This is a genomic window from Streptomyces sp. UC4497, from assembly GCF_054871485.1.
Map to the genome: position 1 here is coordinate 145,243 of NZ_JBTYHB010000008.1, position 15,430 is coordinate 160,672.

At 72.4% G+C, this 15,430-nt stretch carries 14 protein-coding genes; 5 read left to right on the forward strand and 9 right to left on the reverse strand.

The annotated features are described in order from the left end of the window. The first annotated feature begins 20 nt into the window (after positions 1-20). Genes ACYSUO_RS13890 through ACYSUO_RS13905 form a run of 4 tightly spaced genes read left to right on the forward strand, consistent with a single transcriptional unit; the run spans position 21 to position 4,388 of the window. The gene (locus tag ACYSUO_RS13890; protein WP_461776381.1) at positions 21-1,163 is read left to right on the forward strand and encodes an ABC transporter permease; all 1,143 of its coding nucleotides are present in this window, start codon (positions 21-23) and stop codon (positions 1,161-1,163) included. Then, positions 1,160-2,086, forward strand: coding sequence for an ABC transporter permease (locus ACYSUO_RS13895; protein WP_461776382.1), 927 nt, complete (start codon positions 1,160-1,162; stop codon positions 2,084-2,086). Before ACYSUO_RS13890 ends, ACYSUO_RS13895 begins: the two co-directional genes overlap by 4 nt. A gap of 49 nt (positions 2,087-2,135) precedes the next feature. Continuing rightward, complete coding sequence (locus ACYSUO_RS13900; protein WP_461776383.1) at positions 2,136-3,131, forward strand: ornithine cyclodeaminase family protein; 996 nt, start codon at positions 2,136-2,138, stop codon at positions 3,129-3,131. A gap of 39 nt (positions 3,132-3,170) precedes the next feature. Beyond that, positions 3,171-4,388 carry a 4-hydroxybenzoate 3-monooxygenase gene (locus ACYSUO_RS13905; protein WP_461776384.1) on the forward strand — a complete coding sequence of 406 codons (1,218 nt, stop codon included), beginning with the start codon at positions 3,171-3,173 and terminating at the stop codon, positions 4,386-4,388. Between the two features lie 67 nt (positions 4,389-4,455). Here ACYSUO_RS13905 and ACYSUO_RS13910 read toward each other — a convergent pair whose 3' ends face one another. After that, positions 4,456-5,190 (reverse strand): dienelactone hydrolase family protein, encoded by a 735-nt coding sequence (locus tag ACYSUO_RS13910; RefSeq protein WP_461776385.1) that lies wholly within the window; start codon positions 5,188-5,190, stop codon positions 4,456-4,458. A 112-nt stretch (positions 5,191-5,302) separates the two neighbouring features. After that, positions 5,303-5,818 carry a hypothetical protein gene (locus ACYSUO_RS13915; RefSeq protein ID WP_461776386.1) on the reverse strand — a complete coding sequence of 172 codons (516 nt, stop codon included), beginning with the start codon at positions 5,816-5,818 and terminating at the stop codon, positions 5,303-5,305. A 190-nt stretch (positions 5,819-6,008) separates the two neighbouring features. Between ACYSUO_RS13915 and ACYSUO_RS13920 the strand changes: the two genes are divergently transcribed. Beyond that, positions 6,009-7,289: a low temperature requirement protein A gene (locus tag ACYSUO_RS13920; RefSeq protein ID WP_461776387.1), complete on the forward strand. Its 1,281-nt coding sequence runs from the start codon at positions 6,009-6,011 to the stop codon at positions 7,287-7,289. A gap of 26 nt (positions 7,290-7,315) precedes the next feature. Here the strand turns inward: ACYSUO_RS13920 and ACYSUO_RS13925 are convergent, their stop codons facing one another. The 7 genes from ACYSUO_RS13925 to ACYSUO_RS13955 form a co-directional block, all read right to left on the reverse strand. Then, positions 7,316-8,893 (reverse strand): glycoside hydrolase family 13 protein, encoded by a 1,578-nt coding sequence (locus ACYSUO_RS13925; protein ID WP_461776388.1) that lies wholly within the window; start codon positions 8,891-8,893, stop codon positions 7,316-7,318. After that, a complete protein-coding gene (locus tag ACYSUO_RS13930) occupies positions 8,890-10,110 on the reverse strand; it encodes a Gfo/Idh/MocA family protein (RefSeq protein WP_461776389.1) in 1,221 nt (406 codons plus the stop codon). Before ACYSUO_RS13930 ends, ACYSUO_RS13925 begins: the two co-directional genes overlap by 4 nt. After that, on the reverse strand, positions 10,107-11,192 hold the full coding sequence (locus ACYSUO_RS13935; RefSeq protein WP_461776390.1) for a glycoside hydrolase family 130 protein: 1,086 nt from the start codon (positions 11,190-11,192) through the stop codon (positions 10,107-10,109). Before ACYSUO_RS13935 ends, ACYSUO_RS13930 begins: the two co-directional genes overlap by 4 nt. Before the next feature lie 8 nt (positions 11,193-11,200). Continuing rightward, positions 11,201-12,061: a carbohydrate ABC transporter permease gene (locus ACYSUO_RS13940; RefSeq protein WP_461776391.1), complete on the reverse strand. Its 861-nt coding sequence runs from the start codon at positions 12,059-12,061 to the stop codon at positions 11,201-11,203. A gap of 1 nt (position 12,062) precedes the next feature. Next, complete coding sequence (locus tag ACYSUO_RS13945; protein ID WP_461776392.1) at positions 12,063-12,998, reverse strand: carbohydrate ABC transporter permease; 936 nt, start codon at positions 12,996-12,998, stop codon at positions 12,063-12,065. Continuing rightward, positions 12,995-14,287 carry an ABC transporter substrate-binding protein gene (locus tag ACYSUO_RS13950; protein ID WP_461776393.1) on the reverse strand — a complete coding sequence of 431 codons (1,293 nt, stop codon included), beginning with the start codon at positions 14,285-14,287 and terminating at the stop codon, positions 12,995-12,997. Before ACYSUO_RS13950 ends, ACYSUO_RS13945 begins: the two co-directional genes overlap by 4 nt. A 112-nt stretch (positions 14,288-14,399) precedes the next feature. After that, the gene (locus ACYSUO_RS13955; protein WP_461776394.1) at positions 14,400-15,422 is read right to left on the reverse strand and encodes a LacI family DNA-binding transcriptional regulator; all 1,023 of its coding nucleotides are present in this window, start codon (positions 15,420-15,422) and stop codon (positions 14,400-14,402) included. Positions 15,423-15,430: the final 8 nt, after the last annotated feature.

Consider the following 15,430-nt stretch of genomic DNA (forward strand, 5'->3'; position numbering starts at 1 on the left):
CGACCCGCTCAAGGACCGCCATGCCCCTGCCCGTCACCGCCACACCACCGCCCCCGGCGGCCCCGCCACCCTCCGACGCCCGCACCGGGCCCGGCCGTGACGCCGTCCGGCTGCGCGGCCTGGCCCGGCACCCCGTGTCCGTCGCCGCGTACGCCGGACTCTTCGCCGTCGGCGTGGGCCTCGTGCTCGTCGTGGGCGCCGGCGCCGACCCGGCCGTCGCCTGGGCCGCGCTCAACGAGGGCATGTTCGGCTCGGCGTACGCCGTCGGCAGCTCCCTCAACTCCGCCGCCGTGCTCGCCCTCATCGCCACCGGGTTCACCGTCGCCCACCGCGCGGGACTCGTGAACGTCGGCGGCGAGGGCCAGTTGTGCGCGGGCGGTGTCGCGGCCGCCGCCACCGGGCTCGCCCTTCCCGCAGGCACACCGGGCGCCCTCGGGGTGCCGCTGATCCTCGCGGCCGGGTTCCTCGCCGGGGCCGGATGGGCGGGTATCGCGGCATGGTTCAAGGTACGGCGCGGCACCAGCGAGGTGATCACCACGCTGCTGCTGAACTTCGTGGGCATCGGCATGGTCGCCGTCGCCGTGCACGAAGAGGCGCTGCTGCGGCAGCCCGTCACCTCCTCCGAAACGCTGCCGCAGTCGGCTCCGCTGCCGGCAGGCGCCCAACTGCCCCTGATCGGCGGCGTCGAGTCACCCGCGACGGCCGTCGTCGTCATCGCCGCCGTCCTCGCCGTGGCCACGGGCATCGTGCTGCGGCACACCGCCGTCGGACTGCGCCTGACCGCCGTCGGGCACTCGCCCGCCGCGTCGGCCCGGCTCGGGCTGTCCGTGGGCCGGCTCGAAGGCGGCGGCCTCGCCTTCGCGGGCGGCCTCGCGGGCGTCGCGGGCGCGTCCCTCGTCGCCACCGCCCCGTACGTCCTCGCCGAACACTTCTCCTCCGGCTACGGCTTCTCGGGCCTCGTCGTCGGGCTGCTCGCCCGCGGCTCCTTCACCGCCGTCGCCGCCGCGAGTCTCCTCTTCGGCTTCCTCACCAGCGGCGGCATCAACCTGCAACTCGCCGCCCAGGTACCCGCGTCGACCGTACAGATCGTGCAGAGCGTGCTCGTCCTGTTCGTCGCCGCCGCCATGCTGATCACCCACCGCCGCCCCGGGAGCCCGTCATGAGCGCCGTCGTCGACGAACTCGCCTCCGGTGGCGTCCGGATGGCGCTGCCGCTCCTGCTCGCCTCCTCCGGTGAACTCCTCAGCGAACGCGCGGGAGTGCTGAATCTCTCCGTCGAAGGCATGATGCTGACCGGCGCCTTCGCGGGCGCCGCCGGAGCGTACGCCTCGGGCAGCGCGGGCATCGGCGTGCTGACAGCGCTCGGCGCGGGACTCCTCTTCGCCGCGCTCCAGGCACTGCTCAGCGTCACCCTGCGCGCCGATCAGATCGTCACCGGCATCACCGCCAACGCCCTCGCGCTCGGCGCCACGACGTACGGATCCCGGCTGCTGTTCGGCGACGACGCGCGGCAGAACGCGCTGCCCGGCTTCGATCCGCTGCCCGTCCCCGGCCTGCACAGCATCCCCGTACTCGGCCCGGCCCTGTTCGAGCAGACTCTGCTCGGATACGCGGCGCTCGCCGTCACCGCTGTGCTGGCCGTCGCGTTGAGCCGTCGTACGACATGGGGGCTCGTCGTCGACGCGGTGGGCGAGGACGCCGGCACCGCCGACCGCTGCGGACTGCCCGTCCGTACGGTCCGGTACGCGACCGTGCTCCTCACCGGCGCCACCGCCGCCCTCGCCGGTGCCCAGCTCGCCCTGGCCGAGGTGCACGCCTTCAGCGACAACATCACCGGCGGCATCGGCTACCTCGCGGTCGTCGCCGTGATCGCGGGCCGCTGGCGCGCCTGGCCGACCCTGCTCGCCTGCCTCGTCTTCGGGCTCGTCCAGTCCCTCCAGTTCGCGGCGCCCGCGCTCGGCCTGCACCTGTCGGCGCCGCTCCTGACCACCCTGCCGTACGTGTTCGCCCTCCTCGCCGTGAGCGGACTCGTGGGCCGCAGCCGCGCCCCGTCCGGGCTCACCACCCCCTTCGTACGCGGCAGTTGACCCGCAGACCCCGCCCCGCGCCCGTACCTCATCGAGGAGAGCCCGCACGATGACCCTGATCCTCACCCGCTCCACCATCCGCGCCCTGCTGGCCGACCGGGCCGAGGCGGTGGAGGCCGCCGTGGCGCGCGCCCACCGCGACCTCGCGCGGGGCCGGGCCGTGCTGCCCGCGCCGCCCGCCATGCGTCTCCCGGACGGCGACGGCGCGTTCGTCGCGATGGCGGCCGCCTCGGCCACCGACCGGCTCGCCACCGTGAAGCTCCTCGCCGACCTCCCCGGCAACCGTGCGGCGGGACTGCCCGTGCAGCGGTCCACCGTGCTCGCGATGGACGCCGACACCGGCGCCTGCGCGGCGCTTCTGGACGGCGCCGAACTCACCCGCGTACGCACCGCGGCCGCCACCGCCGTCGCCACCCGCGCCCTCGCCCGCACCGACGCGACGACCCTCGGCCTCATCGGCACCGGACCCCTCGCCCGCGCGCACGCCCGCGCCCTGCTCCCCGGCCGCCCCTACGAGCAGGTCGTCCTGTGGGGCCGCACCCCGGAGCGCGCCCACGCCCTCGCGGCCTGGATCACCGCCGAACTCGGGCTCCCCGCCAAGGCGTTGGACGAACCGCGCGCCGTGACCGAGGCGGCCGACGTGCTGTGCACCCTCACCCCGTCCCGCGAGCCGGTGGTACGCGGCGCCTGGCTCCGCCCGGGGCAGCACATCAACGCGGTCGGCGCCCCGCCCCGCCCCGACCACCGCGAACTCGACACCGAGGCCGTCGTCCGCTGCCGCGTCGTCGTCGACGCCTACGACACGGCACGGGCCAAGTCCGGTGAGGTCCTCGTCCCGCTCGCCGAAGGAGCCCTGCGCGAGGACGACTTCCGCGTCGAACTCGGCGACGTCCTCACCGGCCGGGCCCCGGGCCGCACCGCCGACACGGAGCTGACGCTGTTCAACTCGGTGGGCGTGGGCCTCCAGGACCTGGCCGTCGCACGGATGCTGATCGACCTGGCGGGGGAGCGGGGGACGGGCGTCCTGATCGACCTGGGATCGTGACCGTCGGTCCAGGTCACCCGCCGGGCAATAATGAGCGACATGACGGACATGATGCGTCCCAACACGCCTGCGCCGGAGCGGAGTTCGGTGGTGATCGTCGGTGCGGGCCCCGCCGGACTCACCGTCGGGAACCTCCTGCGGGCCGCGGGCGTCGACTGCGTGGTCCTGGAGTGCGAAAGCCGTACGTTCATCGAGCGGCGGCCGCGGGCCGGTGTCATCGAGGAATGGGCGGTGCGCGCCCTCGACCGGCGCGGTCTCGCCGCGCAGCTGCTCAAGCGCGCGGAGCGGCACACGGAGTGCGAGTTCCGCTTCGCGGGTGAGCGGCACCGCTTCGGCTACACCGAACTGACCGGGCAGCACCACTTCGTCTACCCGCAGCCGCTGCTCGTGACCGACCTGGTGCGGGAGTACGCCGACGTGCGCGGCGGTGACATCCGCTTCGGTGTCCGCGACGTACGCCTCCACGACCTGGAGGGCGAGCGCCCCTCGGTCTCGTACACCTGCGGCGACACCGGTCAACGGCGGTTGCTGCACTGCGAGTTCGTCGCCGGGTGCGACGGGGCCCGCGGGGCGACGCGCGAGGCGCTGCCCGTCGGTCGGGTCCGTGTCGCGCGGCACGACTACGGGATCGGCTGGCTGGCGCTGCTCGCCCAGGCGCCGCCGTCGACGGACCGCGTGCTGTTCGGCATGCACGAGGAGGGCTTCGCCGGGCAGATGCCGCGCAGCCCCGAAGTCACCCGCTACTACCTGCAGTGCCCGCCCGGCGACGATCCTTCAGGCTGGTCGCACGAGCGGGTGTGGACGCAGTTGCGCAGGCGGCTCGCCGCAGAGGGCGCCCCGCCGCTCACCGAGGGCGAGTTGATCGAGAAGCGCGTCCTCGACATGCACGACTACGTCACTGAACCCATGTCGTACGGGCGCCTCTTCCTGGCCGGGGACGCCGCCCATCTGGTCGCCCCCATCGCGGCCAAGGGCCTCAACCTCGCGCTGCACGACGCGTTCCTCCTCGCGGACGCGATCGTGGCGCACGCGGCGGGCGACAGCAGCGGCATCGAGGGGTACGGCGAGGCCTGTCTGCGGCGCGTGTGGGACTACCAGGAGTTCTCGCAGTGGCTGTCGGAGGTCTACCACGGCGCGTCGTTCGGCGACCCGTTCCGCACGGGCACGACGCTGGCCCGGCTGCGCCGCCTGTTCACGTCGCGGGCGGCGGCGACGGCGTTCGCGGAGCAGTATCTGGGGTCGGCGGAGAGGTACTGAGCGAGGGCGCGGCGCCGCCGCCGACGTCTGCACGAAGCGGGCGCCGCGCCCCTGTTGCGTGTAGCTCTCAGCCGGCCCGCAGGGCGCTGTCGAGGAGCGGCAGCAGCCGGTCCCAGTGGCGCTTCAGCGCCTCCGCGGAGAAGGCGGAGGTGTCGGCCATCGTGAAGCCGTGGACGCTGCCGGGGTAGAGCTCGATGGAGTGGTCGACACCGGCGGTCTCGAAGGACTTGTTGAGCTCGGCGACGGCCTCGGGCTTCAGATCACCCTCGGCGAGCCCCAGGTGCACACGGGCGGTGACCTTGTCGGCGGCGAGGTGCGGGCTGTCGGGGGCGTCGGTGACGAGCATGCCGGGGTGGAAACCGGCGACGGCGCCGACCCGGCCGGGGCGGGCCGCGGCGGTGCGCAGTGCGAGGGCGGCGCCCATGCAGTAGCCGGTCGTGCCGATCGGGCCGTCCGCGACCTCGGGCTGGGCGGTGAGGAAGTCGACGAAGGCGTCGGCGTCGCTCAGGGCGCGCTCGGCGGTGTGCTCCTGGAGCAGCGGCATCAGCTTGCCGAAGATCTCCGGCCGGTTCTCCTCGCTGATGTACTCGGGAAGCTCGACGACGGGCGAGGCCCCGCGCCGGTAGTAGACGTTGGGCACGAGCACGTAATAGCCGTGCCCGGCCAGCTCGCGGGCCAGTTCCTCGATCACGGGCCGCACGCCGAAGGCGTCCATGTAGAGCAGTACGCCCGGGTGCCGCGCGCCGTCGTCGGGGAAGGCGACGAAGGCGTCGGCCCGGCCGTCCGGGGTGGGTATCTGCACTGTCTTGCTGATGGCGATGGCGGATCATCCTTCCTGGAACAACCGATACCCGTGCACAGTACATTTGTCCGCCGCGACGGCTCTTCGCGCGGGGTGTGCCAGGGGGTGGTGCTCAGTGGCTGTGCCGCTTGCTCGCCCAGAAGACGGCGCGGGCCGCCCTTATGCGCTCGGCCTGCCGGCCGGGATCGAGGGCGGACTTGAGGGCGGTGCGCAGCAGCTCGGGGTCGACCAGCTTGCCGCTGCCGTCCGGAGGGGTGCGCCACAGGAACGAGTGGTGGCGCACGCCCGTGATGCCGTCGGCGTCCGGGGACGGCATGCACAGGTGCTCACCCGCGGTGAGCAGCCGCACGTCCTCCGTCTCCGGCCAGGTCACCGAGGCGCCCGCCGGGTCGGGGCGCGTGAGGATGTAGAACACCGGGCGTGGCTTGGCGTGCTCCTCGAGTACCGGCACGGCGTCCGCCTCTTCGCCAAGCTCCCACAGCACCGTCAGACCGAGCGGCTGCTGCACGCGTAACGCGTCCCAGTCGCGGCCCGCCGGGAGCTTCGCCAGAAACGGCGACTGCCCCCATGCGGCATATGCCTCGCTCGGCTTTCGGTGACAGGAGGCCAACCACTGCGCTCCGTCCATTGGGTGACCATACGTCAACTGCCCTGTCTGGTCAGCGGATTCATCAATCTTGTGGACTCGCTCGGTGAAGGTTTGGCCATGGCTGCCGCGGTGGCGGCGGACTTCGCTGTTGGCACATGCCGGAACGTGTGCGGGGTGGCGGCACGCGGGGCTCCACGTCAAGCGTGCCCATTGCATGGATAATTCCGCTATGCCGGATTCTCTCGACGCAGTGGACGAACCCGTCCCCGAACGCCACGCCTCTTGGCTGGAGCTGTTCTTCGACCTGATCGTCGTCGCCGGCGTGGGGCAGCTGGCCCACCTGCTGCACACCGGGCCGACGTGGGCGGCGCTGGGCGAGTACGGCCTGCTGTTCCTGGCGTTCTGGCTCACCTGGGTGATGTTCACGATGTACGGGAACGTGGCCCAGGACCGGGCGCGCACGCTCGTCGTCATCGTCGCCATGTTCGGGATGGCCGTGATGGCCGCGGCCGTGCCGGGGGTGCGGGAGTCGGACGAGAAGGCGTTCGCGTTCGCCCTCGCCTACGTGGTGGTGCGCATCATCGCGTCCCGCGCGGCGAACCGGCCGGGACGGGTGGTCGTCGATCTGCCGATCCTCCAGCTCAGCGGCGGCCTCGTGCCGTGGATCGTGTCGCTGTGGGTGGGCGGCGACGCCCGGCTCTGGCTCTGGGCGCTGGGGCTCGCCATCGACGTGGTCGTCATGGTGCGGGTCTCGCGCGACGCGATGCGGGACGCGGTCGACGAACACTGGGACCAGGCCAGGCAACGGGTGCGGCGGCGCCTTGATCAGGAGGAGCGCAGGGGCGGTGCCGGGCACCCCACCCGTGACATCGGCGAGCGCGGCCGCCGCGCCCTGGCGAAGCCCGAACTGGTGACCGCGGACGTCACGCATCTCTCCGAGCGCCTCGGCCTGTTCGTGCTGATCGTCCTCGGCGAAGGGCTCGTGCAGTCCGTCGACGCCGCAGGGGAGGCGGAGTGGAACGGCTCGGTGCGGATCGTCGCCGTCGGCGCCTTCGCCATCCTGGTCCTCGTATGGGCGCTGGCGCTGCTCGGTGGCGCGCACGGGCTGCCGCTGCTGGCCCCGGAGGCACTTCCCGTGCACTTGGTGCTGCCGCTGCACTGCCTGTTCGCGGGGGCCGTGGCGGCGCTCGCGGCCGTGCTCGGCAGGGCGGTGGCCGACGCGGACGGCGCGTTGCCGGGTCCTGCGCGGATGCTGCTCGGCGCCGTCGTCGCGCTGATCCTGCTCACCGGGGCGGTGTGCGCGACGGTCTCCGGCCGGGGGTGGCGGTGGACGGCGGGGGCCGTGCTGCCGGCCCTCGTGGTGGCCGGTCTGCTGACCGTGGGCCAGGGCCCGTCGGTGTCCGAGGGGCTCGGCACCGGTCAGGCGGTCGTGCTCGCGGTGGTCGCGGTCGGCTGGCCGGTGGTGTGGCGGGCGCGACGGGGTGCGGCCGAGCCCGCCATGGCCGGCTGAGTCGGCCGCCCCGTCGCCGTTCGCGCTCAGGCCGTGGACACCACCCACGCGGCCGTGTCCTTCGGCAGCGCGCCCGCCGTGAGGGGGCCGCTGGTGAGGACCGGAGGGCCGGTGAGGCCGAGGGTGGAGAGGGGGAGCGGCTGCTCGGACAGGTTCACCACGCACACCAAGTTCCCGCGGTGGAAAGCGAGATGGGGCGCATCGGGCACGGAGAGCCACTGCGGCGGCGCCGCCGGATCCGGCGCCGGGTGGATGCGGCGCAGCCTGAGCGCCCGCCGGTACAGGGCGAGCGTCGAACCCGGGTCCGCCTGTTGCGCGGCCACCGTGAGCTGCGCCCAGTCGTCGGGCTGCGGCAGCCAGGTCGCCTCGGGTGCCGCGCTGCTGAAGCCGTACGGCGCCGCTGTGCCGGACCAGGGCAGCGGGACGCGTGCGCCGTCGCGGCCCCGCTCGGTGTGCCCGGAGCGTTCCCACAGCGGGTCGAGGATGCGGTCGTCGGGCACGAACGCCTGCGGAAGACCCAGCTCCTCGCCCTGGTAGAGGTACGCGGATCCGGGCAGCGCCAGCATGAGGAGCGCGGCCGCACGGGCGCGCGCCAGGGACCCGTGCCGGGTGACGGGCCGCGGCGCGTCATGGCTCGAGAGCAGCCAGGTCACGGCGGAACCGGGCACCGCGAACGAGCCGTCGATCACCTCGCGCAGCTCCGCCGCGTCCCAAGAGGCCTCCAGGAAGGCGAAGTTGAAGGCCTGGTGCATCTCGTCGGGGCGGATGTAGCGGCCGAGCCGGGCCGGGTCGAAGACCGCCGACTCCGCGACCATCACCCGGTCCTCGGGCGCCACCGCACCCGGTGGCGCGGGATGCGTGTCGAGCAGAGTCCGCCACTCGCGGTAGAGCGGGTGCAACTCCTCCTGGTCGTAATAGGGCATGAGGTGGTTGCGCAGCGGGTCGGTGTGCTGCCCCGGGCCCGCGTCGGGCAGGCCCTCCGCCTTGAACAGGGCGTGCGCCACGTCCACCCGGAACCCGTCCACGCCCCGGTCGAGCCAGTGCCGCAGCACGTCGGCGAAGTCGTCGCGCACCTTGGGGTTGCGCCAGTTGAGGTCCGGTTGTTCGGCCGCGTGCAGGTGGCAGTACCACTCGCCGTCCGCGACCCGCGTCCAGGCGGGCCCGCCGAACGCCGACTGCCAGTCGTTGGGCGGCAGTTCACCGCCCGCACCCCGGCCGGGCCGGAAAAGATACCTCTCCCGCTCCGCCGAACCTGGCCCGGCGGTCAGCGCCTCCAGGAACCAGGGGTGCCGGTCGGAGGTGTGGTTCGGGACGAGGTCGACGATGAACTTCAGGCCCAACGCGTGTGCCCGGGCGGTGAGTTCGTCGACGTCGGCGGTCGTCCCGAGGTCAGGGGCGACGCCCGTGTAGTCGGCGATGTCATAGCCGCCGTCGGCCAGCGGAGACGGATAGAACGGCGTGCACCACACCGCGTCCGCGCCCAAATCCTTGATGTGTTCGAGGCGTTCGGTCAGCCCGCGCAGGTCCCCGACGCCGTCGCCGTCGGAGTCGGCGAACGCCCGCGGGTACACCTCGTAGCAGACCATGTCCTGCCACCAGCTCATGCGACGACTCCTTCCGAAGCCCACGGGAACGCGGGGAGGACCGGCTGTTCGCGGCCCGTCGCGGCGGCGACCGTGGCCGCCTCGGCGACCGCCACCGCGCCGAAGCCACTGCGGGCGTCCGCCGCCGGCGGGGTGCCTTCGCGCACCGCCCGGACGAGGTCGGCCATCGCGGCGCGCACGCTCTGCGCGTACACGTACGGCTTGCGGGCCTCGCCGCCGAGGTCGATGACGGCGTGGACGTGGTGCGGCGCGGTGCGCCGCTCGCCGCGTCCACGGGCGGGCGCGGCCGGTCCCGCGTCGCGTTCGACGTGGACCGTGAGCTGTTCGTCGCCGTGCGGCCGGAACCCTTCGACCGCCAGCAACGGGCCGAGCTGGAGCGACAGTTGCTCCCAGCGGCGGGCGCCCGCCTCGTCGGTCCACGCCGAGATCTCCGCGTAGGCCGGGATCCAGCCGGTGATCCGCGTCTCCTCGAACCCGTGGTCCAGGCGCATGAGTTGCCGCTCGGCGCGGTGGGCGTGGGTGAAGGAGTGCAGATGGGAGGCGAGGACGCCGCCGGGGTGCACGACATCCGCGCTCACCATGTCGACCGGTCCGCCCGGCCGCGCCACCGCCGTGGCCCGCACGCTCACCGGGTCCGTGCCGAGCAGCGCCCGCGCCGCGTCGAAGAAGTGCACACCGTGCTCGACAAAGATGCCACCGGAGTGCGCCGGGTCCCAGAACCAGTGGTCGGGGTCGAGGTCCTCGTCGGCGGCGTCGTTCTCGAACAGGAACCGGCGGACGGGCGCGAGCAGCTCCCGCTCGGTGAGCCGCTGGACCGCCCGCAGCAGCGGGTTGTAGCGCAGCACATGATCCACGACCAGGACGCGGCCTGCGCGGCGCGCCTCGTCGGCGACCGATGCCGCGTCCTCCGTCGTGGTGGCGAGGGGCTTCTCGCAGAAGACATGGCGCCCCGCACGCAGCGCCTGGGTGGCCATCGCGGCATGGGTGGCGGGCGGCGTGGCGATCAACACCGCCGCCACGTCGTCCCGTTCGAGCAGCTCGTCGAGGGAGCCGAGCGCCGCCACGCCGTGCCGCGCGGCGAGCCGCGAAGCCCGCTCGCGCGACGGGTCGGCGACCGCCACCAGGCGCAGGCCCGGCAGCCCGGCGACGGCGTCCAGGACGAACTCGGCGAAACCGCCGCAGCCGACCAGGCCGATGCCCAGGGCAGGGGGTGTCATGCGGTGCGCTCCAGGAGGGCCACGCCGATGTGCGCGTCGGCCATGCCGTAGAAGACGTACAGCTCGCCGTCGATCTCCTCGATCGCCGTCGGGAACACGACGTTCGGGACGGTGCCGGACAGCTCCTCCTCGGTCTCGGGCGCCATCAGCGGCTGGTCGGAGCGGGCAAGGATCTTCGACGGGTCGACCGGGTCGAGGATCATCGCTCCGGCCGCGTACGACACCTTCTGGTTCTGCGCCCACGGGTCCTCGATGGTGCCGGAGACACCGTGGTGGATGAGCAGCCACCCCTCGGGCACGCGGATCGGGGCCGGGCCGCCGCCGATCTTCAGCGACTCCCACTCGTACTCGGACAGCGCGACGAGGGTGTGCTGACGCGGGCGGACGAGGGCGCGGATGTCGGCCTCGACCTCCTTGACCGGCACGTACGAGATCCAGATGCCGGGCCGCTCGTCGGTGACACCGGCGGGCAGGTGCACGCCCTCCCCCTCGCGGAACCATCCGAGGTCCCACATCGGGCGGTGCAGCATCGCGTACGACAGCTCGCCGTCGGGGGCCGGGACCGGCTCGGGGAAGTGGACGACGTCCTTGTTCGGGAAGAGGTTGAGGTCGGTGTCGAGGTCGGCCTGGTACGCGAACTGGATCGGGCCGAGACGCGTCCAGTCGGTGAGGTTCTCGGAGACGGCGAGCGCGGGCTTCGGGCCGAGCGGGCCGTAGGCGACGTACGACATGACGTGCTTGCCGAGCGAGGGGACCCACGTGATGCGGGGGTCCTCGACGCCCGCGTTGTTCTTGCCGCGCTCCCAGCCCTCGTCGGGGGCGAGGACGACGCCGCGGCGCTCGACACCGTTCGGCACGCCCTGCGCGTCGAAAGTGACCTCGGCGAGGCCGACGCGGGAGACATTGCCCTCGGAGACGAGGCGGGGGAGGAGGTGCAGCGTGCCGTCGGGGGTGCGTCCCGCGGCCGGGTTGAGGACGCCCTCGACCTCGTTCGCCTCACCGGCGAGGGGCGACATGACCACACCCTTGCGGACCATGCGGTAGGGGATCGTGGTGGCAGTGTCGTCGGTGGTGTTGCTCATGTGCGGATTCAGCCCTTGGTAGCGGAGTCGATGTCGGTGGAGGTGAAGTGGCGCTGGAACACGAGGAACAGGACCACCGCGGGGACGGCCAGCACACACGCGCCGGCCAGCAGGGCGCCCGCCGGGTTGGCGACCGTGCCCTGAAGATTGGAGAGGAAGCTCGCGAGGGAGACCGCGAGGGGCTGCATGTCGGCGTTCTTGGTGACGAGGAACGGCCACAGGAACTCGTTCCACGGCCCGATGAACGTCAGGAGCAGCGCGGTCAGGATGGCCGGCTTGGCCATCGGCAGCGCGATCCTCCACAGGATCCGCAGCTCGCTCGCGCCGTCGATGCGCGCCGCCTCGAAGAGGGACTGCGGCATCTGCGAGAAGAATTGGCGGAAGAGGAAGACGGCCGTGGAGTTGATCGCGAACGGCAGGATCATGCCGAAGTAGTTGTCGCCGAGCCCGTAGTCACGGACCACGAGAACGTACAGCGGCAGAGTCAGGAGCTGGAACGGGATCATCTGCACGAGCAGCAGCGCCCCGAACACGGCGCCCTTGCCGCGGAACTTCAGCACCGCGAGCGCGTACCCGGCGAGCACACCGAAGACGAGCGTGCAGATGAGGACGCCGATCGTCATGATCCCGGAGTTCAGCAGCGAACGGCCCAGCGAGATCGTGCTGTTGATCGCCGCGTAGTTGGCGCCGGTCAGGCCGGAGGGGACGGCCGCCGACAGATCGCCGGCCGTGACCTTCCGCAGCGAGCCGACGACCATGTAGTAGAAGGGGAACAGGAAGACGACCGCGCCGAGCGACAGCAGTACGTAGCGCAGGGCCTTGCCGCCGAAGCCGAAGCGGCGGGGCGCCGACGGGGTGGTGGCACTCATGTCAGTTGCCCCTCTCGGTGAGCTTGCGGGCGGCGAGCGAGACGACCATGACGAAGGCGATGAGGACGACGCCGAGCGCGGCCGCGACATCGGGGTGCCCCTGCTCGATGCCCTTCTGGTACATGAGCAGCACCGGCGACGTGGACGCGTGGTCCGGGCCGCCGCCACCGGTCAGCAGGTAGGGCTCGCTGAACATGTTGGCGCCGGTGATGATCGCGTAGATGACGACCAGCGTCGTCGCGGGACGCACACCCGGCACGGTCACCGAGAAGAACTGCCGCACCTTGCCGGCGCCGTCCATCGCGGACGCCTCGTACAGCTCCTTGCCGACGTTCTGGAGTGCGGCGAGGTACAGCATCACGAAGAAGCCGAGCTGCTTCCAGGTCACGAAGACGGCGATCATCGGCATCGCGAGATGCGAGTTGACCAGCCACGACGGGTCCGGCGCGTGCGAGCCGAGCAGATGGTTGACGAAGCCGTCCTGGCCGAAGAGGAACTGCCACACCGCGACGAGCGCGACGCTCGCGGTCACGTACGGGAGGTAGAACGCGGCGCGGAAGAACGCCCGCCCCCGCATCTTCGCGTTCAGCGCGGCGGCCAGGACCAGCGAGAGGCCCACGGTCAGCGGCACGTTGATGACCAGGAAGATCAGGATGTTGAGGAACGCCCGGCCGACCACCGGGTCGGTGAACACGTCCTTGTAGTTGGACAGTCCCACCCACGGCGCGTCCACGTCCGTGCCGGGAGCCGTGAAGTAGAAGCGGTGGAACGACATCCACACCGTGTAGACCAGCGGGATCGCGAAGACGACGAGCAGGAACAGCACGTACGGGGACACGAACAGGGCGCCGACGCGGGAACGGAAGCGGTTCCTGCGCGCGGGCGGCCGCTCCGTGGAGGAGGCCGCGGCGGGGCGCGACTGGAGAGTCAGGCTCATGACTGGTCTCCGTACTCGTTCAGCAGGTCGGTGATCTCGGACGAGGCGTTGCGCAGGCCCGTACGCGTGGACTCGCGGCCGAAGACGACCGACTTCGTCCACTCGTCACGGAAGGCCTGCCAGATGTCGACCGAACCCGGCACGTTCGGCACCTCGACGACGCGCTCCGCCTGGTCGGCGAAGGCCCTGTACGTGGGGTGCTCGGCGAAGTAGCCGGCGTAGCGCTTCGTCAGGTCCTCGCGCATCGGCATCTGCCCGGTCGTCTCCAGGAACCGGCCGTCCTGCGCGCTGGACGTCGCGAACTTCAGCAGGTCCCAGGCCGTCGCCCGGTTCTTGCACGCGCTGAACATCGCCACCGACTTCTCGTCGCTGAACGAGTGCTTGCCGCTGCCTCCCTCGGAGGTGGGGACCGGCGCGACGCCGATGTCCACGGCGTTCTTGTACGCGGAGACGGCCCACGGCCCGACGGTGGCCATCGCGGCCTTCCCGTCGTTGAGGGCGTCGCCCGGATACGCCTCCTGCGGCGCCAGCTTCTCGGCGTACAACTCCCGCCAGAAGGCCGCCACTTGGCGCCCGGCCGCGGAGTCGAACTGCGGCTTGCCGTCCTCGATCAGCTGCTTGCCGCCGCTCTGCGCGGCGAACGCGGGATAGAAGTCGTACCAGGGCTGGAAGAAGTCACTCGACGGCGAGGGCCAGATCGCCGCCTTCGCGGCGCCGCTGTGCACCAGCGTGCGGGAGGTCTTCAGGAACTCCTTGTACGTGGCGAGCTTCGGGTGCTCCGGATCGAGGCCGGCCTTCTTGAACAGCTTCTTGTTGTAGAGAATCATCACCGGGTTGCTCTTCCAGGGCAGCTGGTAGAACTTCCCGTCCGGCGACCTGTACTGGTCGGCGAGGCCGCCGCTGCGCCCGGTGACGTACGACGTGCCGCCCGGGAAGTCGTCCAGTGGCACGAGCCCGTTCTGCTTCTGGAAGGTCGGCACCGCCGCCGGCGAGGTGTTGAAGGCCAGACACGCCGTCGTGCCCGCGATGATCGAGGCGCTGATCGCCTCCTCGGACGTCTTGCCCGCAGGGATCTGCTGGGCGGTGACGTGCTGATCGGGATGGCGTTTGTTCCACGCGGCCACCATCTGCTCGCCCCACTGCACCTCTTGGGCGTTGTTGGACAGCCAGACCGTGATCGGTCCACGCGCGTCGGCGGCGACGTTCGCGTCGGGGGCGGCCCGGCCGCAGGCTGTCGCCGTCCCCGCGAGAGCGAGCACGAGCAGCGAGGACGCCGTTCTCCTCAGCATGATGATCTCCGAACTGTTCACGCGCGGCCTCGTCGCCGTGCGCAATTCCCGGTCCGCGCACGGCGCGGCCGAAGTCTGTTGCTCTATCGCTTTGTCGCTGCGTCGTGCGGACTCAGTCGCGCGGGGCGGGACCGATCGACGCACGGGGAATGAACTCGGCGGGCGGCAGCGCCACATGCGCCGCGCGCTCGTCCCCGGCGAGCACCGCGTCCAGGGCGCGGGCCGCGGCCTCGCCCCAACCGCGGGCGTCCGCGCGGGCGGAGGAGAGCGGCGGATAGCTGTAGCGGGTCAGGGGCGCGTCGTCGTAGCCGACGACCGAGAGCCGCTCGGGCACCGGGACACCCAGCTCCTGGGCGACCGAGAGCCCGGCCATCGCGGCCAGGTCGTTGCCGTAGACGATCGCGGTCGGCGGGGTGTCGAGCGCGAGCAGCTCACGGGTGGCCCGCGCACCGCCCTCGGCGCTGAACCCGCCGGGCAGCACCGGGCCCTCGGGCAGGCCCAGGTCGCGCAGCGCCTGCTCCCAGGCGAGGCGGCGCCGGTGTGCGTGCCGGAACTCGCGGGGCCCCTCGACGTGCGCGATCCGCCGGTGACCGAGATCGGCGAGGCGCCGGACCGCGGCGGAGTAGGCGGGCTCGTCGTCCAGGCTGACTGTGGGCAGGCCGCCGCCCCACTCGGGCTGGCCCACCACCACGGCGGGCAGGCCGAGCCGGCGCATCAGCGGGGGGCGCGGGTCGTCGTGCCGGAGGTCCGTGAGGAGTACGCCGTCGACCTGGCGCTCGGCCGCGAGCCGCTCGTACACCCCCTGCTCCTTCTCCGGCGTGGTCACGTGCACCATCAGGCCGTCGCCGCGCTGCCCGATGACGGCCTCGACGCCCGCGATGAACGCCGGAAAGAAGAGGTCCGCCCCGATCTGCTCCGGTTCGCGGGTCAGGACGAGACCGAACGCCCCGGCCTTGCCGAGCGAGAGCGCGCGGGCCTGGCGGCTCGGCGTCCACCCGAGGTCGGCGGCCGCCGCGAGCACGCGGGCCTTGGTGTCCTCCGCGATGCCGGGGCGGTCGTTGAGGGCGAAGGAGACCGTGGCGCGGGAGACCCCGGCGTGGCGTGCGACGTCCGCGATGGTGGGCTTGCGGGCCATGCGTACGC